Raw genomic sequence first — 23,160 nt, 5'->3', positions numbered from 1 at the left:
CGTTGAGGAATGATGGCGGACGAGGCAGTCCAGAAGGTCGAGAAGTCCCGGGTCTCCCCGGGCGAGTTCGTGCGCCAGGTGCGCGCCGAGACGGCGAAGGTCGTCTGGCCCTCCCGCCGCGAGACGGTGCAGACCACCATCCTCGTCCTCGTCATGACGTCGCTTCTTGCGCTCTTCTTCCTCGGGGTCGACCAGATACTCGGCCGGGTCGTGAAGTTCCTGCTTTCGCTCGGGGGCGCCTGAGATGTCGCGCTGGTACATCATCCACGCCTATTCCGGCTTCGAGAACAAGGTGAAGGACGCCATCATGGCCGAGGCCCAGCGCATGGGTCTCGAGCGGATGGTCGAGGCCGTCGAAGTGCCCACCGAGAAGGTGACAGAGGTGCGGCGCGGCAAGAAGGTCCAGACCGACCGCAAGTTCTTCCCCGGCTACGTGCTGGCGAAGCTGGAGATGAACGACCAGATCTACCACCTGGTGCGCAACACGCCGAAGGTGACGGGCTTCCTCGGCGCATCGGGCAAGCCCCAGCCCATCTCCGATGCCGAGGCCAACCGCATCCTCTCGACGCGCGCCGAGGCTGCGGCGGCTGCGCCCAAGACGCGGCGCAAGGTGAGCTTCGAAATTGGCGACCAGGTGAAGGTGCTCGATGGCCCCTTCGCCTCCTTCACCGGGCTCGTCGAGGAAATCGACTTCGAGAAGGGCCGGGTGAAGGTCTCGGTCTCGATCTTCGGCCGGGCCACGCCCGTCGAGCTCGACTTCGACCAGGTGGAGAAGACGAAATAGGCGCCCGCCACCCGCGATCGGGCGGGCGCCACTGACCGTGGGAGGCGGGGCGCGCCCCGCCGCGTGGACCACATGATCGCCAGGCAGCGGGCCGCTCCGGCTTCAGGAGGGCCCGGGACATGGAGTGAGAGATGGCAAAGAAGATCACCGGCTACGTCAAGCTGCAGGTGGCGGCCGGCAGCGCGACGCCCAGCCCGCCGATCGGCCCGGCGCTCGGCCAGCGCCAGGTCAACATCATGGAATTCTGCAAGCAGTTCAACGCCGCAACCGCCAACCTCGAGAAGGGGATGCCGATTCCGACGGTCATCACCGTCTATGCCGACAAGAGCTTCACCTTCGTGACCAAGTCGCCGCCGGCGAGCTGGTTCCTGAAGCGGGCGGCCGGGATCAAGTCGGGGTCGAAGACGCCCGGGCGCGGCAGCGTCGGCAAGGTGACCCGCGCGCAGATCCGCGAGATCGCGGAAGCCAAGATGAAGGACCTGAACGCCCACGACATCGAGATGGCGATGCGCACGATCGAGGGCTCCGCCCGCTCCATGGGCCTCGAAGTGGTGGAGGGCTGACCATGGCGAAGCTGACGAAGAAGGCGAAGGCGCTCCAGGGCACCGTCGAGCCGCTGAAGCTCTACCCGGTCGACGAGGCGCTCGAGATCGTGAAGAAGAACGCGACCGCCAGGTTCGACGAGACGATCGAGGTCGCCGTCAACCTCAACGTCGACCCGCGCCACGCCGACCAGATGGTCCGCGGCGTGGTCACCCTGCCCAAGGGCACGGGCAAGACGGTGCGCGTGGGCGTCTTCGCTCGCGGGGCGAAGGCCGACGAGGCGCGCGAGGCGGGTGCCGACGTGGTCGGCGCCGAGGATCTCATGGAGGCGGTCCAGGCCGGCAACATCGACTTCGACCGCTGCATCGCCACCCCCGACATGATGGGCCTCGTCGGCCGGCTGGGGAAGATCCTGGGCCCCAAGGGCCTCATGCCCAACCCCAAGCTCGGCACCGTCACCATGAACGTGGCGGAAGCCGTGAAGGCGGCCAAGGGCGGCCAGATCGAGTTCCGGGTCGAGAAGGCCGGCATCGTCCACGGCCGGCTCGGCAAGGCAAGCTTTCCCCCTGAGGACCTGAAGGCCAATCTCGCGGCCTTCATGGACGCGCTCCAGAAGGCCAAGCCTTCGGGCGCCAAGGGCAAATATGTCGAGAAGGTCGCGCTCTCGTCCACCATGGGCAGGGGCGTGAAGGTCGACCCGGCAACGATCGGCGCCTGATCCGCTGTCTCCTGTCCGGCAGGCGGAGAGTGCCTCCGTTGCCGGGCAGGGCCTTTGCAGCCCGGCCTAGCATCCCCCGTCAGGGTAAAGGAGAGGGGGGAGCTCATGCGCGTTCGGGTTCGTCTTCGGCCGCTCGGTCTGCTGTCGCTGGGTCTGGGGTTCGGCCTTGGCAGTCTTGGCACCGCTGTCGTCCCCGCCGCCGCGCAAGGCGCGCCGGGCGCGGAAGCCGCGCGCGCCGCGCCGGGCGACGACATCGTGGTGACCGCCCGCCGCCGCGAGGAGCGGCTGCAGGACGTGCCGGTCGCCGTTTCCGCCTTCGGCCTCGAGACCCTCGAGCAGCTGCAGATCCTGCGCACCGAGAATCTCGCCGCCGCCGTCCCCAGCCTCTACATCAACCGCATCTCGGCGAGCCCTTCGGCGCTTGTCGTCTTCCTGCGCGGGGCAGGCGAACAGGTGGGCGGGCTGGCCACCTCGGAGAGCCCGGTCGGCATCTATGTCGACGACGTCTATTTCGCCCGGCTCGCGAGCGCCTCCTTCGACCTTGCCGAGGCCGAGCGCATCGAGGTACTGCGCGGGCCGCAGGGCACGCTCTACGGCCGCAACACCATGACGGGCGCGCTCAAGATCACGACCCGCCGGCCCACGGGCTCGCCCTTCGTCCGCGCCGAGGCAGGCTGGGGCCGGTTCGACCGGGTGCGCCTCAACGCGACCGCTAGCGCGCCCGTGACCGACGGCCTTGCCGTGCTCGCAACCGTCGGCTTCACCGATGCCGACGGCTGGTTCGACAACCTGGGCACGGACCCGCGCCGCGGCGACCGCCGCACCTGGAACACGCGGGCAACGCTTGCCACCACCGGCAGCGGCCCTATCTCAGCCCGGGTCAGCGGCTTCTGGGCGAAGGATACGAACGACGGCATCACGCCCGCGCCCGTCAACCCGGCGCCGCCCTTCGAGCGGCTCGCCGGCGGCTTCCGCACCACCCGCTCGCCGGTGCCGGCCTATGGCGAGAACCGCCAGTGGGGCGTCACGGCCGACATCGCCGCCGATCTCTCGGACACCTGGACGCTCAAGTCCATCACCGGCTGGATCGAAACCCGCGACCGCTGGGGCCTCGACTTCTCCGGCGGCTTCCGCAACGCCTCCGGCACCATCGTCGCCGGCTTCTTCCGCCAGAGCGAGACCCGCCAGCGCCAGCTGAGCCAGGAGCTCCAGCTCCAGGGCGAACTGGCCGACGGCGCCGCCAGGGTGACCTTCGGCGGTTACGTCTTCGACGAGAAGGCCGAACAGACCCTCGCCGACAGCTTCGGGGTGGGCGTCTTCGGGCCCTTCCCGGTCTCGCTCCTCCCGTCGAGCTTCGACCTCGACACCAAAAGCCGCGCCCTCTTCGCCCAGGCCGAGATCCGCCTGGCGGACGGCCTCACCGCCACGCTCGGCGGCCGCTACAGCTGGGAGAAGAAGCGGTTCTCCGGCCTCATCCAGAACGGTCTCGGCTTCCCGCCGGCCTATGCGCCCCCGGTCTCGCGCCAGCTCGACGAGGGCGAGTTCACGCCACGGTTCGGGCTTGACTGGCGCATCTCGCCGGATGTGCTTGCCTATGCGTCGATCGCCCGCGGCTTCAAGGCCGGTGGCTTCAACGGCCTCGCTGTCGCCAACCCCACGATCTTCGGCGCGCCCTATGACGCCGAGTCGGTCTGGGCCTACGAGGCGGGGGTCAAGTCCGACCTGCTCGACCGCCGGCTCAGGCTCAACCTCGCCTGGTTCTGGAACGATCTCCGGGACATCCAGCAGAATGTGGTGGTCGGCGGCGGCTCGACCCAGACGCAGAACGCGGCGCGGGCCCGGCTCACCGGCCTCGAGGCCGAGACCTCGCTTGCCGTCACCGACACGCTGCGCCTGTTCGGCATGCTCTCGCTCCTGTTCGACCGCTACCTCGAACTCGACCCGGCAAGCCAGGCGGCGATCGCCGGGGCCACGCGCCTGCCGCTCGTCTCCCGGGTCCAGTCCCAGCTCGGGGCCAGCTGGCGCCAGCCGGTCTCGGACTCGGTCGACCTCCTCGCCACGCTCGACTGGTCGCACCGCTCGTCGCGCTTCTCCGAGGCGGCCAACCTGCCGCTCGGGCGCATCGGCCCGGTCGACCGGGTCAACCTGGTGGCAGGCGCGAGCTTCGGCGACGGCCGCTGGGAGCTGACCGCCAATGTCCGCAACCTGCTGAATGCCGATGACGACTATTCCGGCCTGTCGCTCATTCCCGGTCTTATCGCGGTGCGCTTCTTCGAGGAGCCGCGGACCTACCAGATGATCCTGCGCTACCGCTTCGGCGGCTGAGGCCCGGGGCGGGCCGTCGCGCGACATCCCTGCCCGTCCGCTGGGGGCGCCGCAGATGGTGCGGCCGATCGCCGCGGGGTTCGAGATGCGGCGGGAGGCTTCGGTGGCGCGACTTGGGCCTGGGCAGGGCGGCCCGCCTTCTGGCACGCGGTCGATCCCTTGCCTCAAGCTGGCGCAGTTTGCGCGGTTGAGATGTCAGGCACGCGGGGCGAGTGTGGTGGGGGGCGTGCGATGATCCTCATTCGGCCTACAGCCGCAGCAGCTCTGGTCGGGCTGGCGTTGCCCGCTGGCGTGGTGTCCATGGCCAGTGCAAGCGCCTCGGCGCGGCTTGCAATCACGCTGATGCCGCCGCCTCCTGGCATCACCTTTGAGCCAGGAGCGCCGTTGACCCATGTCCGGAAGTCCGAGAGGGGGTCGGGGACCGCCGTTGGAAGAGCGTCCGCGACCGGCTCAATCCTCCTCGTCTCCCCAGTCCAAGACGAAGCTCGAGCCGGACCCGACCTTCCGGTGCAGTTCGCGGACCTCTGCCTATACTCGCGGGTCGGCGCGCAGGTCCGGAGTCAGGATGACGGGCTCAACCTGATTGCGCCGCTCAGGCGAGAGATACTCGCACAGGTCGGCGATCAGTTGCCGTCGGTCGTCCCGGATCTGAAGTGACCGCAATGCCATGGCGAGTTCTGCCGCGCGTTCGTCCGGGTCGCGGCTGGTGTGGGCATCGATCCAGTTCCCGAACAGTCGCTCGCCCTCGCTTCCCCAGCAGGTTGTGCAGAAGGCTGCCGTGCAGCCGCGCGGCTCGTAAGCATCGATGAGGTCCTGCAGCCAGTTGGTCCTTGCCCGGTAGGTTCCTGGAATGGGCAACGTTCCCAGTTTCACCTGCGCGCATTCCCTGTTCCACCTGCGCGCATGAAGCGGCAGCGAAGTGAAGCCCTGACGCTGCTCGGCCGTCAAGGGGGCTGGCAGGGAGCCCAGAGAGGCCCTTGACCTCCCGCCCGCTTGCTGTAAGGGGGCGCGCCTGCGCCCGGGCGAAGGCTCGGGCGCGCCGTCCGAGACCGTGGGTGCCCTCCGGGGCCTAAGCGCAAGGCCCGCGGGAGACGGAAATCGGAACACCGTCGTGCGATGGCGGGGTTCGTGGCGGCGACGGGGGGCGAGACCCCCGTCTGCGCACAGATTTCTCATCGGGCGGGCCGTGGTGGCCCGGCATCTCCGGACATCGACGGCTCTTCGAACCGGCAGCGGGCGTGTCCGCTGCCATGGGAAGTGGAGTGGGCATGGATCGGAACCAGAAGAAGGAGCTGGTCGCAAAGCTCGCCGAGACCTTCGGGTCGACCCAGGTCGTCGTCATCACCCGCAACCACGGGCTGACGGTGGCGCAGGTGTCTGACCTCAGGTCGCGGATGCGCGGCGCCGGCGCCCAGTTCAAGGTGACGAAGAACCGGCTCGCCCGCATCGCCCTCGAGGGCACGCCCTATCAGGAGATCGGGGCGCTCTTGGTCGGCCCGATCGGGCTTGCCACCTCGAAGGACCCGGTGGCGGCGGCGAAGATCGCCGTCGAGTTCGCGAAGACCAACGAGAAGTTCGAGATCGTTGGCGGCGCGATGCCGGGCACGCTCCTCGACGCGAACGGGGTGAAGGCGCTCGCCGAACTGCCGTCGCTCGACGAGCTCCGGGCGAAGCTCGTGGGTCTCATCCAGGCGCCGGCCACCAAGCTGGCCCAACTGGCGAATGCGCCTGCCGCGAAGCTGGCGCGGGTGTTCGCCGCCTATGGCGAGAGCCAGGCGGCCTGACGGGAAAGGACTAGGACATGGCCGATATCGCGAAGCTCGTCGAGGAACTCTCGGCGCTGACGATCCTCGAGGCGGCGGAACTCGCCAAGGCGCTCGAGGAGAAGTGGGGTGTCTCGGCAGCGGCGGCGGTCGCGGTCGCGGCGGTGCCGGGTGCGGCCGGCGGGGCCGCAGCGGCGCCCGCGGCCGAGGAGAAGACCGAGTTCGACGTGATCCTGACCGGCGACGGCGGCAAGAAGATCAACGTCATCAAGGAAGTCCGCGCGATCACCGGGCTCGGGCTCACGGAAGCCAAGACGCTGGTCGAGAGCGCGCCCAAGCCGGTCAAGGAAGGCGTCAACAAGGAAGAGGCCGAGAAGATCAAGAAGCAGCTCGAAGCTGCCGGCGCCACCGTCGAGATCAAGTAGGCCGGAGGCGGCCGCAGCCGGCAGGCGGCGCCGGCTGCGGTCGGTCTGCGCGGGCCCATCGGGCAGGCCGCGGAGCCGCGCTGCCCCGGCGAAGCGCCTCGGCAACGCGGGGCACCTGCCGCAGCATGCGCCGTGTCCGGTTCGCCTGCGTGCGCGAACGGGACGGTTGACACCGTGGCGGACGCGGCCTAGCCCGCATGCTCCCGCACAGCTCCGGGACAGGGTGCGCCATGGCGGCCGCGCGCCAAACGCATGGAGCTGAACGGTTTTTCGGAAGCTGACGGTCACGGCCGCGAGGGCGTGACCCAAGGTTCCGATTCGGCGCGCCAGGCACGACAGGCTGAAGGACACTCATGGCGACGCTCGCGGCTACGCTTTCCCCCACGTCTTCGCGCTTCAGGCCCACCTACCGGATCCGCCGCCGCTTCGGCTCGACGGCCGAGGTGGTGGACATGCCGAACCTCATCGAAGTGCAGCGGGAGAGCTACGAGCAGTTCCTCCGCTCGGATCCTGCAACCGGCCACGTCTCGGGGCTCGAGAAGACGCTGCGCTCGGTCTTCCCCATCCGCGACTTCGCCGGAACCGCCGAGCTCGACTTCGTGCACTACGAGCTCGAGGACCCGAAGTACGACATCGAGGAGTGCCGCCAGCGCGGCATCACCTACGCCGCGCCGATGCGCGTCACGCTGCGCCTCATCGTGTTCGAGATCGACCCCGACACCGAGACGAGGAGCGTCGTCGACATCAAGGAGCAGGACGTCTACATGGGGGACATGCCGTTGATGACTCCCAACGGCACGTTCATCATCAATGGCACCGAGCGCGTCATCGTCTCGCAGATGCACCGGTCGCCTGGCGTCTTCTTCGATCATGACCGCGGCAAGACCCACTCGTCGGGCAAGTATCTCTTCGCCGCCCGGGTGATTCCGTATCGCGGGTCGTGGCTCGACTTCGAGTTCGACGCCAAGGACATCGTCAACGTGCGCATCGACCGCAAGCGCAAGTTGCCGGTGACGACGCTCCTCTATGCGCTCGGCATGAACAGCGAGGAGATCCTCCATTACTTCTACCGCCGGGTGCGGTGGGAGCGGGACACGGCACGGGGCGGCTGGCGGCTGCCGTTTGTCGCCGAGGCGTGGCGCGGCGCAAAGCCGGCCTTCGACGTCGTCAACGCCGACACCGGCGAGGTCGTGTTCCCCGCGGGTACCAAGGTGACTCCGCGGGTGGCGCGCAAGGCGCAGGCCGAAGGTCTCACCCGGATCCTCGTGCCCGAGGGCGAGATCCTCGGCCGCTATGCCGCCGACGACCTGATCGACGAGGCCACGGGGCGGATCCATGTCGAGGCCGGCGAGGAGATCACGCAGGAGGTGCTCGACCGGCTCGTCAAGGCCGGCTTCGACCATGTCGACCTCCTCGACATCGACGGTGTCAATTACGGGCCGTGGATCCTGAAGACGCTCCACGCGGACAAGGCCGAGGAGCGGGACCAGGCGCTCGCCGACATCTACCGGGTGATGCGCCCGGGCGAACCGCCGACGCGCGAGACGGCGGAGGCGATGTTCCACGGCCTGTTCTTCGACCCCGAGCGCTACGACCTCTCCGCCGTCGGCCGGGTGAAGATGAACATGCGTCTCGGCCTTGACGCGCCCGACGACCTCACCACGCTCAGGAAGGAGGACATCCTCGCCGTGGTGAAGACGCTCGTCGATCTCAAGGACGGGCGCGGCGAGATCGACGACATCGACAACCTCGGCAACCGCCGGGTGCGCTCGGTGGGCGAACTGCTCGAGAACAGCTACCGCGTGGGGCTGCTGCGGATGGAGCGCGCGGTCAAGGAGCGGATGAGCTCGGTCGACGTGACGGTCGTGATGCCCAACGACCTCATCAACGCGAAGCCCGCGGTGGCGGCGGTTCGCGAGTTCTTCGGCTCGTCGCAGCTCTCCCAGTTCATGGACCAGACGAACCCGCTCTCGGAAGTGACGCACAAGCGCCGGGTCTCGGCGCTCGGCCCGGGGGGGCTCACCCGCGAGCGCGCCGGCTTCGAGGTCCGCGACGTTCACCCCACCCACTACGGCCGGATTTGCCCGATCGAGACCCCGGAAGGGCCGAACATCGGCCTCATCAACAGCCTTGCCACCTACAGCCGGGTCAACAAGTATGGCTTCATCGAGACGCCGTACCGCCGGGTGGTCGACGGCCGGGTGACCGACGAGGTCATCTATCTCTCGGCCATGGAGGAAGCGCGCGAGACGATCGCCCAGGCGAACCTGCCGCTCGGGCCCGACGGGCGCTTTGCCGACGAGCTGGTCTCGGCCCGGCGCGGCGGCGAGTTCCTGATGGCCCGGCGGGAGGACGTCACACTCCAGGACGTGAGCCCGAAGCAGCTCGTCTCCGTTGCTGCCTCGCTCATTCCCTTCCTCGAGAACGACGACGCCAACCGGGCGCTCATGGGCTCCAACATGCAGCGCCAGGCGGTGCCGCTCGTCAAGGCCGAGGCGCCCTTCGTCGGCACCGGCATGGAAGCGACGGTTGCCCGGGATTCGGGCGCGGCGATCGCCGCACGCCGCGCCGGCGTGGTCGACCAGGTGGACGCGGGCCGCATCGTCATCCGCGCGACCGAGGATGTCGAGCCCGGCACGTCCATGGTCGACATCTACCGGCTGCAGAAGTTCCAGCGGTCGAACCAGTCCACCTGCATCAACCAGCGGCCACTGGTCTCGGTGGGTGACGTGGTGGGCAAGGGCGACATCATCGCCGACGGGCCGTCCACCCAGTACGGCGAGCTCGCGCTGGGGCGGAACGTGCTCGTCGCCTTCATGCCGTGGAACGGCTACAACTTCGAGGACTCGATCCTGATTTCCGAACGGATCGTGCGCGAGGACATCTTCACCTCGATCCACATCGAGGAGTTCGAGGTGATGGCCCGCGACACCAAGCTCGGGCCTGAGGACATCACCCGCGACATTCCGAACGTGGGCGAAGAGGCGCTGCGGAACCTCGACGAGGCGGGCATCGTCTACGTCGGCGCCGAGGTCGAGCCGGGCGACATCCTCGTCGGCAAGATCACGCCCAAGGGCGAATCGCCGATGACGCCGGAGGAGAAGCTCTTGCGCGCCATCTTCGGCGAGAAGGCCTCCGACGTGCGCGACACCTCGCTGCGCCTGCCGCCGGGCGTGTCCGGCACGGTCGTCGAGGTGCGCGTGTTCAACCGGCACGGCATCGACAAGGACGAGCGGGCGCTCGCGATCGAGCGCGAGGAGATCGACCGGCTGGAGAAGGACGCGCAGGACGAGCGCGCCATCCTCGATCGCGCGACCTACGCGACGCTGCGCGAGCTGCTGGTCGGCCAGACGATCGTGTCGGGCCCGAAGGGGGCGAAGAAGGGCGCCGTCATCGACGAGGCGCTGCTTGCCGAGCAGCCGAAGCGGGAGTGGTGGAAGTTCGTCGTCGCCGACGATGCCGTGCAGGCGAGCCTCGAGGCCACCCGCGCCCAGTGGGACGAGACCAACAAGCGGATCAACGAGAAGCTCGAGGACCGACGGGAGAAGCTCCAGCGCGGAGATGAGCTGCCGCCCGGCGTGCTGAAGATGGTCAAGGTCTTCGTCGCGGTGAAGCGGAAGCTCCAGCCGGGCGACAAGATGGCCGGGCGCCACGGCAACAAGGGTGTCATCAGCCGGATCCTGCCGCAGGAGGACATGCCGTTCCTCGAGGATGGCACCTCGGTCGATATCGTGCTGAACCCGCTCGGTGTGCCGAGCCGGATGAACGTCGGCCAGATCTTCGAGACCCACCTCGGCTGGGCGGCGCGCGGGCTCGGCCGGCGGATTGCCGCGCTCCTCGACGAGATCCGCGGCGCGAACGAGGGTGCGGTGCGCGATGCGGCCGGCGACCTCGGCCGGCTGCGCGAGCTCCTCGTGCGGATCTACGGCGGGCAGGCCGGGGTGGAGTCGATGAGCGACGACGACCTGCTTCGCTTCGCGGAGTCGCTCACGCCGGGCGTACCGGTCGCGACACCGGTCTTCGACGGCGCGAAGGAAGCCGACGTGACCCAGATGCTCGAGCTCGCCGGGCTCGACAGCTCGGGGCAGGTGACCCTCTTCGACGGCCGCACCGGTGATGCGTTCGAGCGCAAGGTGACGGTGGGCTACATCTACATGCTGAAGCTCCACCACCTTGTCGACGACAAGATCCACGCGCGCTCGATCGGGCCCTACAGCCTCGTTACCCAGCAGCCGCTGGGCGGCAAGGCGCAGTTCGGTGGCCAGCGCTTCGGCGAGATGGAGGTGTGGGCGCTTCAGGCCTATGGCGCGGCCTACACGCTCCAGGAGATGCTGACGGTCAAGTCCGACGACGTCGTCGGCCGGACCAAGGTCTACGAGGCGATCGTCAAGGGCGACGACACCTTCGAGGCCGGCATTCCGGAGAGCTTCAACGTGCTGGTGAAGGAGATGCGGTCGCTGGGCTTGAACGTCGAGCTCGAGACCTCGTCCGACGCCGCCTGACCCCGTTCCGCCGCGCGTTCGCGCCCTGGAGGACCCGATGAACGAACTCGCCCTCAACGTCTTCTCGCCGATGGCGAAGCCGGAGACCTTCGACGCCATCCGCATCTCGATCGCGAGCCCGGAGAAGATCCGCAGCTGGTCGTTCGGTGAGATCAAGAAGCCGGAGACGATCAACTACCGGACGTTCAAGCCCGAGCGTGACGGTCTGTTCTGCGCCCGCATCTTCGGTCCCATCAAGGACTACGAGTGCCTGTGCGGCAAGTACAAGCGCATGAAGTACAAGGGGATCGTCTGCGAGAAGTGCGGCGTGGAGGTGACCGTTGCCAAGGTCCGGCGCGAGCGCATGGGCCACATCGAGCTAGCCTCGCCGGTTGCGCACATCTGGTTCCTGAAGTCGCTGCCGAGCCGCATCGGGATGCTGCTCGACATGACCTTGAAGGATCTCGAGCGGGTTCTCTACTTCGAGAACTACATCGTGCTTGACCCTGGCATGACACCGCTCAGGAAGCTCCAGCTGCTGTCGGAAGACGAGTATCTCGAGGCCCAGGACGAATATGGCGAGGAGAGCTTCATCGCCGGGATCGGCGCCGAGGCGATCCGCAAGCTCCTGGAAGACCTCGATCTCGAGGGCGAGAAGGCCGAGCTTCTGGAGGAACTGGCGACCACCAAGTCGGAGCTGAAGCCGAAGAAGATCATCAAGCGGCTCAAGATCATCGAGAGCTTCCTCGAGAGCGGCAACCGGCCCGAATGGATGGTGATGACGGTCATTCCCGTCATCCCGCCCGAACTGCGCCCGCTCGTCCCCCTTGACGGCGGCCGCTTCGCCACCTCCGACCTCAACGATCTCTACCGGCGCGTCATCAACCGGAACAACCGGCTGAAGCGGCTCATCGAACTGCGCGCGCCCGACATCATCGTGCGCAACGAGAAGCGCATGCTGCAGGAAGCCGTGGACGCGCTGTTCGACAACGGCCGGCGCGGGCGGACCATCACGGGCGCGAACAAGCGGCCGCTGAAGTCGCTGTCCGACATGCTCAAGGGCAAGCAGGGCCGGTTCCGGCAGAACCTGCTTGGCAAGCGCGTGGACTATTCGGGCCGCTCGGTCATCGTTACCGGGCCCGAGCTCAAGCTCCACCAGTGCGGCCTGCCGAAGAAGATGGCGCTCGAGCTGTTCAAGCCGTTCATCTACGCGCGGCTCGACGCCAAGGGCCTGTCGATGACGCTGAAGCAGGCCAAGAAATATGTGGAGAAAGAGCGGAGGGAGGTCTGGGACATCCTCGACGAGGTGATCCGCGAGCACCCCGTCCTCCTCAACCGCGCGCCGACGCTCCACCGCCTCGGCATCCAGGCGTTCGAGCCCGTCCTCATCGAAGGCAAGGCGATCCAGCTCCACCCGCTGGTCTGCGCCGCCTTCAACGCCGACTTCGACGGCGACCAGATGGCGGTCCACGTGCCGCTCTCGCTCGAAGCGCAGCTCGAGGCGCGCGTGCTCATGATGAGCACGAACAACATTCTCTCGCCGGCCAACGGCAAGCCGATCATCGTGCCCTCGCAGGACATGGTGCTCGGCCTCTACTATCTCTCGATGCTGCGCGAGGGTGAGCCCGGCGAAGGCGCGGTGCTTGCCGACATGGCCGAGGTGCACCATGCGCTGAACGCCCGGGCCGTCACCCTTCACACGCGGATCGTGACCCGCGTGCCGCAGACCGACGAGGCCGGCCGCACCTATCTCAAGCGGGTGGAGACGACCCCGGGGCGGATGCTCATCGGCGAGTGCCTGCCGAAGTCGCACAAGGTGCCGTTCGAGACGGTGAACCGTCTGCTCACCAAGCGCGAGATCGGCGACGTCATCGACACCGTCTACCGCCATACGGGTCAGAAGGAGACGGTGCTCTTCGCCGACGCGATCATGGCGCTCGGCTTCCGCTACGCCTGCCAGGCCGGCATCAGCTTCGGCAAGGACGACATGGTCATCCCGGCGGCCAAGGCGGAGCTTGTCGAGAAGACGCGCGCGCTCGCCAAGGACTTCGAGCAGCAGTACCAGGACGGCCTCATCACCCAGGGCGAGAAGTACAACAAGGTGGTGGATGCCTGGGCCCGCTGCGGCGACGAGGTCGCGGCAGCCATGATGAAGGAGATCTCGGCGCAGGTGCCGGGCAAGCCCGTCAATTCCATCTACATGATGGCGCACTCGGGCGCCCGCGGCAGCCAGGCCCAGATGAAGCAGCTGGCCGGCATGCGCGGGCTCATGGCCAAGCCGTCAGGCGAGATCATCGAGACGCCCATCATCTCCAACTTCAAGGAGGGCTTGACCGTCCTCGAATACTTCAACTCGACCCATGGCGCGCGCAAGGGGCTTGCCGACACGGCGCTCAAGACGGCGAACTCCGGCTATCTCACCCGGCGGCTCGTCGACGTGAGCCAGGACTGCGTCGTCTCCGAGGAGAACTGCGGCACCTTCCGGGGCCTCGTCACCCGGGCGATCGTCGAGGGCGGCTCGACGATCGTGACGCTGGGCGAACGGATCCTCGGCCGCTCGCTTGCCGACGACGTCTTGGACCCCAAGACTGGCGACCTGCTCTTTCCGCGCGACACGCTCCTCGATGAGACGCATGTCCGCGCGATCGAGGAGGCGGGCGTCGTCGAGGTGAAGATCCGCTCGCCGCTCACCTGCGAGGCGGCCCGGGGGGTCTGCGCTGCCTGCTACGGGCGCGACCTGGCCCGGGGCACGCCGGTCAACATCGGCGAGGCGGTCGGGGTCATCGCCGCGCAGTCGATCGGCGAGCCCGGCACCCAGCTCACCATGCGCACCTTCCACATCGGCGGCGCTGCGCAGGTCTCCGAGCAGTCGTCCGTCGACGCTCCGGTCGAGGGGCGGGTGCAGTTCCGCAACCTGCCCACGCTCCGCGACAGCCGCGGCCGTCTCATCGCCATGGCGCCTACCGGCGGCGAGATCGTCATCGTCGATGCCGACGGGCGCGAGCGCTCGAGCCACAAGGTGCCGTTCGGCGCCTTCCTCTCGGTCGCCGAGGGCGACACGGTGACGAAGGGCGCGCGGCTCGCCGACTGGGACCCCTTCACCCGGCCCATCATCACCGACCGTGCCGGCCAGGTGAAGTTCCAGGATCTCGTCGACGGCCAGACGCTGAAGGAGGAAGTGGACGAGACGACCGGCATCGCGAACCGGGTGGTCTCGGAGTACAAGTCGCGGGCCAAGGAGGAGCTGCGGCCGCGCATCACCCTCCTCGACCCCGTCTCCGGTGAGGCCGGGCGCTTCCTCCTGCCCGTTGGCGCCATCCTTTCCGTCACCGAGGGCCAGCACGTGGAAGCCGGTGACGTGCTGGCGCGGATCCCGCGCGAGGCCGCCAAGAACCGCGACATCACCGGCGGTCTGCCGCGCGTGGCCGAGCTGTTCGAGGCGCGCGTGCCGAAGGACCACGGCATCATCGCCAAGGTCGATGGCCGGGTGGAGATGGGCAAGGACTACAAGGCCAAGAAGCGGCTCATCCTGCGGCCCGAGGATGGCTCCGACCCGGTCGAGTATCTGCTGCCCAAGGGCCGGCAGATCGTCGTGCAGGAAGGTGACATGGTCCGCCGTGGGGACTTCCTCGTCGACGGGCCGGCAAACCCGCACGACATCCTCGACGTGCTCGGCGTCGAGAAGCTGGCCGAGTATCTCTGCGCCGAGATCCAGGAAGTCTACCGGCTCCAGGGCGTCAAGATCAACGACAAGCACATCGAGGTGATCGTGCGCCAGATGCTGCAGAAGGTCGAGATCGTCGACGAAGGGGACTCGACCTTCCTCAGGGGCGAGCAGGTGGACAAGGACGAGCTCGATGCGGTGAACGCCAAGCTCGAGGCCGAGGGCAGGCGGCCGGCGGAGGCCAAGCCGGTGCTCCTTGGCATCACCAAGGCGTCGCTCCAGACCCGGAGCTTCATCTCGGCCGCCTCCTTCCAGGAGACGACGCGGGTGCTGACCGAGGCGGCAGTGCAGGGCAAGGTGGACCGGCTCGAGGGGCTCAAGGAGAACGTCATCGTCGGGCGCCTGATCCCGGCCGGCACGGGTGCTGCGATGGAGCGGCTGCGGGTGGCCGCCTCGGCCCGCGACGCCGCGCTCCGCGCCCAGCAGGCCAAGATCGCGTCGGCGAACGCGGCCGCCACCCAGTAGGCGCTGCACCGGGGCGGAGCGCGCCGACCGTCGGCGGCATCCGGGCGGTGGCCGCGCGCGGTCCGGGGCGCGGGAGTTGCCGGTCCCCGACGGTGGCGGGCGTCTGCCGGCCTCCCGCCTCCGGGCCGCCGCGGGAGAGCGCCGGCAGAGGGGAGAGGCGGACCGTCGGAGGCGTGGCTGCGCGACCCATGCCGGAAGGTTCCGCCCGGGCTTTCGCGAGCAGCCGATCCCCACTATGAGCCGCGTCATGTCCGACCGCGCTGGCCCGGCGGGCCGCCCGCTGCGCGTTGCGGTCTTCTCCGGCAACTATAACTATGTGAGGGATGGCGCCAACCAGGCGCTCAACCGGCTCGTGGGGCGCATGCTCGCGCGTGGCGACACGCTGCCGCGAGTCTATGCCCCCGTGTCGAAGACACCGGCCTTCCCGCCCACCGGAGACCTTGTGCCGGTGCCCTCGGTGCCCATCCCCGGCCGCAGCGAATACCGCCTCGGTCTCGGCCTGTCTGGCCGGGTGCGCGCAGACCTCGAGGCCTTTGCACCCGACCTCGTACACCTGTCCGCCCCCGACCTCCTCGGCCACCGCGCCAAGCGCTGGGCCTTCGCCCGCGGGTTGCCGGTGGTCGCCTCGGTCCACACGCGCTTCGAGACCTACGGCGACTACTACGGGCTCGGCTGGCTCCGCGGCTGGGCGGAGGACATGCTGCGCCGCTTCTACGGCGACCTCGCCGAGATCTACGCGCCGACCGAGGGGATGGCCGAGCTGCTGCGCGCCGGCGGCTTCTCGCAGCGGGTGCGGATCTGGAGCCGGGGGGTCGACCACGCCCTGTTCCACCCCGGCCGACGGGACCTCGGGTGGCGGCGGAGCCTCGGGATCGGCGATTCCGACTTCACCGTCGGCTTCGTCGGCCGGCTGGTGCTCGAGAAGGGCCTCGATGTGGTGGCTGCGGTCGATGCGAGGCTGCGGGCGCTTGGCGTGGCCCACCGGCTGCTGGTGGTGGGCGATGGTCCGGCGCGCGCCTTCCTCGAGCGCGCGGCTCCGGGTGCCATTTTCACCGGGTTCCTGACCGGTGAGGCCCTGGCGCGGGCCCATGCCTCGGCCGACCTGTTCCTGAACCCCTCCGTCACCGAGACGTTCGGCAACGTGACGCTGGAAGCCATGGCCTGCGGGGTGCCGGTGGTGGCGGCCGATGCCACTGGCTCGCGCTCGCTCGTGGTGGACGGCTTGACTGGCCGGCTCGTGCCGGCGGGAGACGTGGAGGCGTTCGCCGCCGCCATTGCCGCCTATGCCGGGGATCGGGAGATGGCAGCAGCCCATGGCGCGGCTGGCCATGCACGCGCCCAGGCCTTCGAGTGGGACCGGGTGAACGATGCCGTCATCGACCGCTATGCGCTGCTCGTTCGCCGGGAGAGCTTCAAATCCGCGCCGGCCTTCGCTACATGAGGGCTGTCGCGGGATCGCGAAGATGGCGATGAACGGCGGCGTGGAATAGGTGCAGCGGACCCGGGGGCAGTACCCGGCGGCTCCACCATCCGGGGTGCAGCGAAGGGCCGATGCCGGGCCCGCACCCCGGCTGACGGGGCCGAACCAGGATCGACGTGCGCTGAAAGACGCTGCTTTCGCCCGGCCTGAATGTGCCGTTAAACCATTCGCAACCCACAAATGCCAACGACAACGAGGCATTTGCGATCGCGGCGTGACGCTGGCCCCCAAGGCCGTCATCACGTTGCCTGAGCAGGGTTCGGGCCGAACCCGGTAACAGAATCGGACTCCAGCGGCAGGCAGGCGCGCCGGGCAACAGAAGCGCCTGCACCTCCCGTCGTTGCGGCGACCCGAGCTTCCCCGCCTTGACGCGCCTGGGCCAGGCGGTCAGGGAGATGCGGCCGTCCATGTCCGATCTGAGACCGAGCCAGCGATGAGCGACCCCGACGAGCCTTCGGACCCGCCGGACAGCCTCATCCCCTACGACGAGATCGTGCAGGACTGCCTGCGCGGCGTCATCCGCCGCGTACTCGCCGACGTCGCCGCTGCCGGCGGCCTTCCGGGCGGCCACCATTTCTACATCAACTTCAAGACGCGCTATCCGGGTGTGGAGATGCCGGCCTACCTCGTCGAGCGCTACCCGGACGACATGACGATCGTCATCCAGCACCGCTTCTGGGACCTGAAGGCGGAGGAGACCCATTTCGAGATCGGCCTCACCTTCAACCAGGTGCCAGCGCGCCTGAAGATCCCCTATGCCGCGATCACCGGCTTTCTCGACCGGGCCGTCAACTTCGCGCTGCAGTTCGCGGTGACCATGCCGGATGGGCCGTCGCCCGCCCCGGAAGACCCGGCCCCGGCGCCGGAGGGAGAGACCGCGGGCTCGAACGTCGTCAGCCTCGACTTCACGCGCCGAAAATCGTGACGGGTCACGCCTGCGCCTCCGCGCCCCGACCCGAGCGCCGCGGCCTGATGCTCGTGCTCTCCTCGCCGTCGGGGGCGGGCAAGAGCACCATGTCGCGGCGGCTGCTCGAGAGCGACCCGGCCATCCGGATGTCGGTCTCGGTCACCACGCGCCCGAAGCGCCCAGGCGAGGTGGACGGGGTCCACTATCATTTCGTGAGCCCGGAGACCTTCCAGCAGCTGATCGAGCAGGAGCATTTCCTCGAATGGGCGCGCGTATTCGGCAATTTCTACGGCTCGCCCCGCGCCCCTGTCCGCGAGGCGATCGACAACGGGTTCGACGTGCTGTTCGACATCGACTGGCAGGGCGCGCAGCAGCTGGCGCAGACGCAGTTCCGCAAGGAGCCCGATGCCGACCTCGTTTCGATCTTCCTGCTCCCGCCCTCGATGGCCGAGCTCGAGCGGAGGCTGCGCGCCCGCGCGGATGAGCCCGACTCGGTCATCGCCGGGCGGATGGCCAAGGCGAAGGACGAGATCAGCCATTTCGCCGAATATGACTATGTGCTCGTCAACGACGATGCAGATGCCTGCTTCGCCAACATCCGGACGATCGTTGCCGCCGAGCGGCTGCGCCGCCCGCGCCAGATCGGGCTGTTCCGCCTCGTCCGGTCCCTCCTCGACTGACCGGGCTTCCCGGCCCCTGCGTCGCCGCCCCTCAGGGCTGGCTGCCGCCCTGCGGCGGCGCCGGCTTCGAGGAGTCGGCCCGGGTCCACCCGGGCGGCGTGGGGCGAATCGCGCTCCACACGGGCTCGCCGCGCGAGTCCCGCGGGATCTCTCCGGGGGCTGCGATGCCATCGGATCCGCCCACGTAGAGGAGGGACCGCGCGCAGCCGGGGAGGCACAGGGCCAAGGCCAGAAGGGCAAGGATCGGCCGGTGGGCTGTCACCACTCCGTCATCGGCCTTCAACCTTTCGCCCGCGTGAACGGGTGCGGCAGGGCGGTTGCAGCCCGCGGCGACACGCGGGCGCCTTCGCGTCACGCCGCGAGGCTCGGGCCGGTGGGAAGGCGTCTGGCGTGAGCGAGATCGTCCGGCTCGCCGCCCGGGGGGACGGTGTCTCGGCCGATGGCCGCTTCGTTCCCGGCGCGGTTCCCGGCGACCGTGTCGCGCCCGACGGCAGCATCGTGCCAGGCCCCGGGCGCGTCAGGCCGCCCTGCCGCCACTTCGGCATCTGCGGCGGCTGCCAGCTGCAGCACGCCAGCGAGCCGGTGCTGGCGGAGTTCACTGCAGCGAGGATCCTCGAGCCGCTGCGCAGGCTCGGCATTGCGCCGCGCGAGGTCCGGCCCGTGCACCTGTCGCCCCCGTTCAGCCGGCGGCGCGCGAGCCTGCGTGCGGTCCGCCGCGAGGGGCGCGTGCTGCTCGGCTTCAACGCCGAAGGCACCCATCAGCTCGTCGACCTCGGGATGTGCCCGGTGCTTGCGCCGGAGCTTTTCGCCCTCTTCGCGCCGCTCCGCGCGCTCCTTGCGGACATCATGCCCCCGCGCGCCGTGGTGGGGGTGACCATGGCGACGACGGACGGCGGGGTGGACCTGCTGCTTTCGAACCTGGCGGCCGAAGCCCTGCCGGTGGTGGAGGCGCTGACCCGCTTTGCCGAGGCGCAGGGGCTGGCCCGGCTTTCGGTCGAGGGGCCGTTCGGTATCGAGACGGTCGTGGCGCCGAAGACGCCCTCGGTCACGCTGGGGGGCGTTCCCGTCACCCTGCCGCCGGGCGCCTTCCTGCAGGCGACGGCCGATGGCGAGGCGGCGCTGGTGGCCGCAGTTCTGGAAGGTGCGGCGGGCGCGCGCCGGGTGGCCGACCTCTTTTGCGGGGTGGGCACCTTCGCGCTTCCCCTTTTGCGCGGCGCGCGCGTTCTCGCGGCAGATGCCTCTGGGCCGGCGGTTGCGGCACTGGCGCGTGCGGCGCAGGCCGCGGGCCGCCCGGTCGAGACGCAGCACCGCGATCTCTTCCGCCGGCCCCTTGCCGCTGCCGAGCTTCGGGGTCTGGAGGCGGTCGTCATCGACCCGCCGAGGAGCGGTGCCGCCGCCCAGACGGCCGAGATCGCGGCTGCCCGCGTGCCCGTCGTGATGGCTGTCTCGTGCAATCCGGCCACCTTCGCGCGCGATGCCGAGCGGCTGGTAGCTGCCGGCTACGGCCTCGAGACGCTCTGGCCGGTGGCCCAGTTCAGATGGTCCACCCATGTCGAGCTGGCCGCACGATTCTGTCTCCGATGAGAAATCATCGACCGGACGGGCTGACATGTAAAATTTCTTGACAGGACCGCTGGCGGCGGCGCGGGTAACCCTTTGAGTTCACGAAGGTGAGAAGTTTGGCACGAATCTTGCTCCACCTAAAAAGGAGTGCGGGGGGTCCGCGCTTCGTTCGGAGGGTCAGTCCATGAAGAAGCTTCTCCTTGCCGCCGCCGGTGCGGCCCTCGTCGCTGCGCCCGCAACGGCCGCTGTCACCGTCCTCACCTTCGAGGGCATCGGCAACCTGAACCCGGTCGGCGCCTTCTACGCGCCCGACTACATCTTCTCGCCGGCCACGCTCGCCATCGTCGACGCGGATGCCGGGGGCTCGGGCAACTTCGCCAACGAGCCGTCGCCCAACACCATCATGTTCTTCCTCGATGCGAACAACGCCATCCTCGACGTGCCGGCCGGCTTCACCACCGGTTTCAGCTTCTGGTACACGTCGTCCGTTGCAGCGTCGGTCACCGTCTATGACGGCCCGGGCGCGACTGGCAACGTGCTGGCGACTCTCAATCTCGTCGCTCAGGCCTTCGGCTGCCCCGGCGACCCGACCGGCGCCTTTGCCTGCTGGTCGCCCGTCGGCGTCACCTTCTCTGGCACCGCCTTCTCGATCGACTTCGGCGGCACGGCGAACCAGACCGGCTTCGACAACATCACCTTCGGCAGCGCCAATCCCCGAGTTCCGGAGCCGGGCGTCTGGGCGATGCTGATCGCCGGCTTCGGCCTTGTGGGCCACGCCGCGCGCCGGCGCCGGACGGCGCTCGCCGCCTGACCGGTCAACCGTTCGTCACCAGGGGAAGGGCGGGCCGCGTGGCCCGCCCTTCTTCGCGTCAGTCGAAGATCCTGGCCCAGCGGCGGGGCGTGCGCTCCTTCCAGAGGCCGCGGTGCCAGGCATCCGAGGCAAGCAGCGGCATGACCGATCCGGCCTCGGCGAAGACCATCTGCTCGATCGCGGTCGAGACCTTGCCCCAGCTCGCCGCCTCCTTGAGGGTGGAGGAGGAGCAGGCGCCGTCGCGCACGTCGGCCACCGTGATCTGCACTGCATATTTGTGCGGCTCGACATCCTCGTGGCCCAGGATCTCGGCGCACACCACCGTATCCTGCACGAAGTTCTTCGGCACGCCGCCGCCCACCATGAGGAGGCCCGAGGTGCCGCCGCGGATCTTGATCTCGGTGAGTTCGCGGAAGTCGGCGATCGAATCGATCGTGAGGTAGGGCTCGCCCGCCTTCATCCGGTCCACCTGGTGCTTGACGAGGCCGAAGCCGGCCGACGAGTCGGTGAAGGCCGGGCAGAAGATCGGCACGTCATGCTCGTAGGCGAGCTTGACGAGGCTGTTCTCCTTCTTCCCGTGCTCGACGAGGTAACGCCCCATCTCGCGGATGAAGGCGCGGCTCGAGTAGGCGCGGGGCGGGAGCGAGTCCGCGATGCGGCCGATAGTGAAGTCGCAGTCCTGCAGCTCCTCCTCGTCGATGTAGGTGTCGTAGATGCGGTCGATGTAGAGCGAGCGCAGCGTGTCGTCGTCGGGCACCTCGAGCGCCTGATAGTGCCGGTGGCCGAGGCCCTCGAAGAAGTCCATGTCGACGATGGTGGCGCCGGTTGCGACCACGGCATCGACCATGTTCGAGCGCACGAGTTCCGCATAGAGGTCCATGCAGCCCCCGGCAGAGGTCGAGCCGGCGATCACGAGGAAGATGGTGCACTCGGGGTCGGCCAGCATCTGGTTGTAGATGCGGGTCGCGCGCGCGAGGTCGCGGCTGGTGAACGACATGTCGGCCATGCGCTCGATGATCGGCCGGGCGTCGAAGCTGCGGATGTCGATGTGCTCGACGGTCTTCGACAGGAGCTCGCGCTTCCTCTGGTCGTTGATGCGGGTGGTCATCGGGTCCTCCATGGCGGAGACGTCCCGGGCCTTGGCGGCCCGGGGCGCTCCGCGCCTGTCCTAGGGCGGTTTCGTGACGGGTTGCCAGTCCTCGCGGTCAGGCCTGGCGGCGGATGAGCGGCATGACGTTGTCCGGCACGGCCGCGTCCTCGCCGTCGGGGATGAGCGAGAGCATCGGCGCATCGTGCACGATGGCCGCGTCATGCTCGCCGAAGCCGTTGAAGCCGGTCCGCATGGCCTGGCCGTAGGCGCCGAGCTGGCCGATCTCGAGATAGTCTCCCGGCCGCACGTCCGCCGGCAGCACGAACGGCCCCTTCATGTGGTCCATGTCGTCGCAGGTGGGGCCCCACAGGGCGAAGCCGAGCGGCTGCGCCGTGCTGGGCTCGGCGCGAACGAGCCTCGCCGGGTAGCGCCAGGCGACGTGCGCGGCGTCGAACAGCGAGCCGTAGGCGCCGTCATTGACATAGAGTTCCTCGCCGCGGCGCTTCTCCACGCGCACGAGCACGCTCGCATAGTCGGCGGCGAGCGCCCTGCCGGGCTCGCACCAGAGCTCGGCCGAGTAGGAGATGGGCAGCGCCTCGAACGCGCGGTGGATGACCGCGAAGTAGGCGAGGAGCGGTGGCGGCTCCATCCCCGGGTAGCGCGACGGGAAGCCGCCGCCCACGTCGATCACGTCGACCGTGACCGATGCCTCGACGATCGCCGCGCGGACGAAGGCCATGGCATCGGCATAGGCCTGTGGCGTCATGGCCTGGCTGCCCACATGGAAGCAGACGCCGAGCGAATCGGCCACCTGCCGCGCGGCCATGAGAAGCGCGGGCGCCTCCGTCACGCCGATCCCGAACTTCGAGGCGAGGCTCAGCTTCGAATGCGCAGAGGACACGCGCAGCCGCACGAGGAGCGAAAGGTCGGTCGCGCCGCCGGTCGCGCGCACGATCTTCGCCAGCTCCTCATGGCTGTCGAGCGAGAAGATCCGGCAGCCGAGCGCATAGGCCTCGGCGATCGCCTCCTCGGCCTTGACCGGGTGCATGAAGGCAAGCGTGGCCTCGGGCAGCAGCGCGCGGACGAGCCGGGCCTCGCCGATCGAGGCGACGTCGAAGGCACGGATTCCGCCCGCCCACAGCTCGTTGAGCAGCATGGGGTCGGGGTTCGCCTTGACCGCGTAGAAGCTTCGCCCCGGGAAGTGCCGGGCGAAGAATCGCGCGGCCGCGCGTGCGGCGTGCGGGCGGACGAGGGTAACCGGCCGGGCCGGTGCCAGCGCTTGCGCTACCCCCAGCGCGTGATGGCTCTCGAACAACTCAAGGGACCTCCACGAAGCAGTTGCGAACAGGCTGCCTTGCGGTGGAAGTCCCATGGGGCAGCGGGGCGCGCATATGGGACCAC

At 68.9% G+C, this 23,160-nt stretch carries 17 protein-coding genes and 1 other RNA gene; 15 read left to right on the top strand and 3 right to left on the bottom strand.

What is annotated here, in order from left to right:
• Positions 1-12: 12 nt before the first annotated feature.
• From secE to H3H34_RS09760, 5 genes are all read left to right on the top strand, one after another.
• Entirely contained in the window at positions 13-243 is a 231-nt protein-coding gene (gene secE / locus H3H34_RS09780) for a preprotein translocase subunit SecE (RefSeq protein ID WP_194745101.1), read from the top strand.
• A gap of 1 nt (position 244) precedes the next feature.
• A complete protein-coding gene (nusG, locus tag H3H34_RS09775; RefSeq protein WP_194745100.1) occupies positions 245-784 on the top strand; it encodes a transcription termination/antitermination protein NusG in 540 nt (179 codons plus the stop codon).
• A 131-nt stretch (positions 785-915) separates the two neighbouring features.
• Positions 916-1,347 carry a 50S ribosomal protein L11 gene (gene rplK, locus H3H34_RS09770; protein ID WP_194745099.1) on the top strand — a complete coding sequence of 144 codons (432 nt, stop codon included), beginning with the start codon at positions 916-918 and terminating at the stop codon, positions 1,345-1,347.
• Between the two features lie 2 nt (positions 1,348-1,349).
• The gene (gene rplA, locus H3H34_RS09765; protein WP_194745098.1) at positions 1,350-2,045 is read left to right on the top strand and encodes a 50S ribosomal protein L1; all 696 of its coding nucleotides are present in this window, start codon (positions 1,350-1,352) and stop codon (positions 2,043-2,045) included.
• Positions 2,046-2,150: 105 nt separating this feature from the next.
• Positions 2,151-4,370 carry a TonB-dependent receptor gene (locus tag H3H34_RS09760; RefSeq protein ID WP_194745097.1) on the top strand — a complete coding sequence of 740 codons (2,220 nt, stop codon included), beginning with the start codon at positions 2,151-2,153 and terminating at the stop codon, positions 4,368-4,370.
• Between the two features lie 528 nt (positions 4,371-4,898).
• On the opposite strand, the gene H3H34_RS09755 is transcribed toward H3H34_RS09760, so the two are convergent.
• Positions 4,899-5,318: a hypothetical protein gene (locus H3H34_RS09755; protein ID WP_194745096.1), complete on the bottom strand. Its 420-nt coding sequence runs from the start codon at positions 5,316-5,318 to the stop codon at positions 4,899-4,901.
• A gap of 320 nt (positions 5,319-5,638) precedes the next feature.
• On the opposite strand from H3H34_RS09755, the gene rplJ reads away from it, so the two are divergent.
• The 10 genes from rplJ (at position 5,639) to H3H34_RS09705 (ending at position 20,669) form a co-directional block, all read left to right on the top strand.
• The gene (rplJ, locus tag H3H34_RS09750; protein WP_194745095.1) at positions 5,639-6,154 is read left to right on the top strand and encodes a 50S ribosomal protein L10; all 516 of its coding nucleotides are present in this window, start codon (positions 5,639-5,641) and stop codon (positions 6,152-6,154) included.
• 17 nt (positions 6,155-6,171) lie between these two features.
• A complete protein-coding gene (gene rplL, locus H3H34_RS09745; protein WP_194745094.1) occupies positions 6,172-6,558 on the top strand; it encodes a 50S ribosomal protein L7/L12 in 387 nt (128 codons plus the stop codon).
• A gap of 353 nt (positions 6,559-6,911) precedes the next feature.
• Positions 6,912-11,060 (top strand): DNA-directed RNA polymerase subunit beta, encoded by a 4,149-nt coding sequence (gene rpoB, locus H3H34_RS09740; protein WP_194745093.1) that lies wholly within the window; start codon positions 6,912-6,914, stop codon positions 11,058-11,060.
• A gap of 37 nt (positions 11,061-11,097) precedes the next feature.
• Positions 11,098-15,228 carry a DNA-directed RNA polymerase subunit beta' gene (gene rpoC / locus H3H34_RS09735; protein ID WP_194745092.1) on the top strand — a complete coding sequence of 1,377 codons (4,131 nt, stop codon included), beginning with the start codon at positions 11,098-11,100 and terminating at the stop codon, positions 15,226-15,228.
• A gap of 247 nt (positions 15,229-15,475) precedes the next feature.
• Entirely contained in the window at positions 15,476-16,669 is a 1,194-nt protein-coding gene (locus H3H34_RS09730; RefSeq protein WP_194745091.1) for a glycosyltransferase family 4 protein, read from the top strand.
• Positions 16,636-16,999, top strand: a transfer-messenger RNA (tmRNA) gene (gene ssrA, locus H3H34_RS09725). Before H3H34_RS09730 ends, ssrA begins: the two co-directional genes overlap by 34 nt.
• A 142-nt stretch (positions 17,000-17,141) precedes the next feature.
• Entirely contained in the window at positions 17,142-17,633 is a 492-nt protein-coding gene (locus H3H34_RS09720) for an SspB family protein (RefSeq protein WP_194745090.1), read from the top strand.
• Positions 17,634-17,680: 47 nt separating this feature from the next.
• Positions 17,681-18,295 carry a guanylate kinase gene (gene gmk / locus H3H34_RS09715; protein WP_194745089.1) on the top strand — a complete coding sequence of 205 codons (615 nt, stop codon included), beginning with the start codon at positions 17,681-17,683 and terminating at the stop codon, positions 18,293-18,295.
• A 390-nt stretch (positions 18,296-18,685) separates the two neighbouring features.
• Positions 18,686-19,879, top strand: coding sequence for a class I SAM-dependent RNA methyltransferase (locus H3H34_RS09710; RefSeq protein WP_194745088.1), 1,194 nt, complete (start codon positions 18,686-18,688; stop codon positions 19,877-19,879).
• A 163-nt stretch (positions 19,880-20,042) separates the two neighbouring features.
• A complete protein-coding gene (locus H3H34_RS09705; RefSeq protein ID WP_194745087.1) occupies positions 20,043-20,669 on the top strand; it encodes a PEPxxWA-CTERM sorting domain-containing protein in 627 nt (208 codons plus the stop codon).
• A 58-nt stretch (positions 20,670-20,727) separates the two neighbouring features.
• Here H3H34_RS09705 and H3H34_RS09700 read toward each other — a convergent pair whose 3' ends face one another.
• Both H3H34_RS09700 and H3H34_RS09695 read right to left on the bottom strand, forming a co-directional pair.
• Complete coding sequence (locus H3H34_RS09700; protein ID WP_194745086.1) at positions 20,728-21,777, bottom strand: 1,9-bis(guanidino)-5-aza-nonane synthase; 1,050 nt, start codon at positions 21,775-21,777, stop codon at positions 20,728-20,730.
• 97 nt (positions 21,778-21,874) lie between these two features.
• On the bottom strand, positions 21,875-23,074 hold the full coding sequence (locus tag H3H34_RS09695) for an alanine racemase (protein WP_194745085.1): 1,200 nt from the start codon (positions 23,072-23,074) through the stop codon (positions 21,875-21,877).
• Positions 23,075-23,160: the final 86 nt, after the last annotated feature.

Origin of the sequence: Thermaurantiacus tibetensis, from assembly GCF_015354055.1 — a bacterium.
Classification (GTDB): Bacteria; Pseudomonadota; Alphaproteobacteria; order Sphingomonadales; family Sphingomonadaceae; genus Thermaurantiacus; species Thermaurantiacus tibetensis.
This window is presented reverse-complemented; position numbering and strand designations above follow the sequence as displayed.

Coding starts and splice junctions, on each gene's coding strand:
- H3H34_RS09730 (WP_194745091.1), top strand. CDS start 15,476: ATGTCCGACCGCGCTGGCCCGGCGGGCCGCCCGCTGCGCGTTGCGGTC.
- rplK (WP_194745099.1), top strand. CDS start 916: ATGGCAAAGAAGATCACCGGCTACGTCAAGCTGCAGGTGGCGGCCGGC.
- H3H34_RS09705 (WP_194745087.1), top strand. CDS start 20,043: ATGAAGAAGCTTCTCCTTGCCGCCGCCGGTGCGGCCCTCGTCGCTGCG.
- rplJ (WP_194745095.1), top strand. CDS start 5,639: ATGGATCGGAACCAGAAGAAGGAGCTGGTCGCAAAGCTCGCCGAGACC.
- H3H34_RS09720 (WP_194745090.1), top strand. CDS start 17,142: ATGAGCGACCCCGACGAGCCTTCGGACCCGCCGGACAGCCTCATCCCC.
- rpoC (WP_194745092.1), top strand. CDS start 11,098: ATGAACGAACTCGCCCTCAACGTCTTCTCGCCGATGGCGAAGCCGGAG.
- H3H34_RS09760 (WP_194745097.1), top strand. CDS start 2,151: ATGCGCGTTCGGGTTCGTCTTCGGCCGCTCGGTCTGCTGTCGCTGGGT.
- nusG (WP_194745100.1), top strand. CDS start 245: ATGTCGCGCTGGTACATCATCCACGCCTATTCCGGCTTCGAGAACAAG.
- rpoB (WP_194745093.1), top strand. CDS start 6,912: ATGGCGACGCTCGCGGCTACGCTTTCCCCCACGTCTTCGCGCTTCAGG.
- rplL (WP_194745094.1), top strand. CDS start 6,172: ATGGCCGATATCGCGAAGCTCGTCGAGGAACTCTCGGCGCTGACGATC.
- rplA (WP_194745098.1), top strand. CDS start 1,350: ATGGCGAAGCTGACGAAGAAGGCGAAGGCGCTCCAGGGCACCGTCGAG.
- gmk (WP_194745089.1), top strand. CDS start 17,681: ATGCTCGTGCTCTCCTCGCCGTCGGGGGCGGGCAAGAGCACCATGTCG.
- H3H34_RS09700 (WP_194745086.1), bottom strand. CDS start 21,777: ATGACCACCCGCATCAACGACCAGAGGAAGCGCGAGCTCCTGTCGAAG.
- secE (WP_194745101.1), top strand. CDS start 13: ATGGCGGACGAGGCAGTCCAGAAGGTCGAGAAGTCCCGGGTCTCCCCG.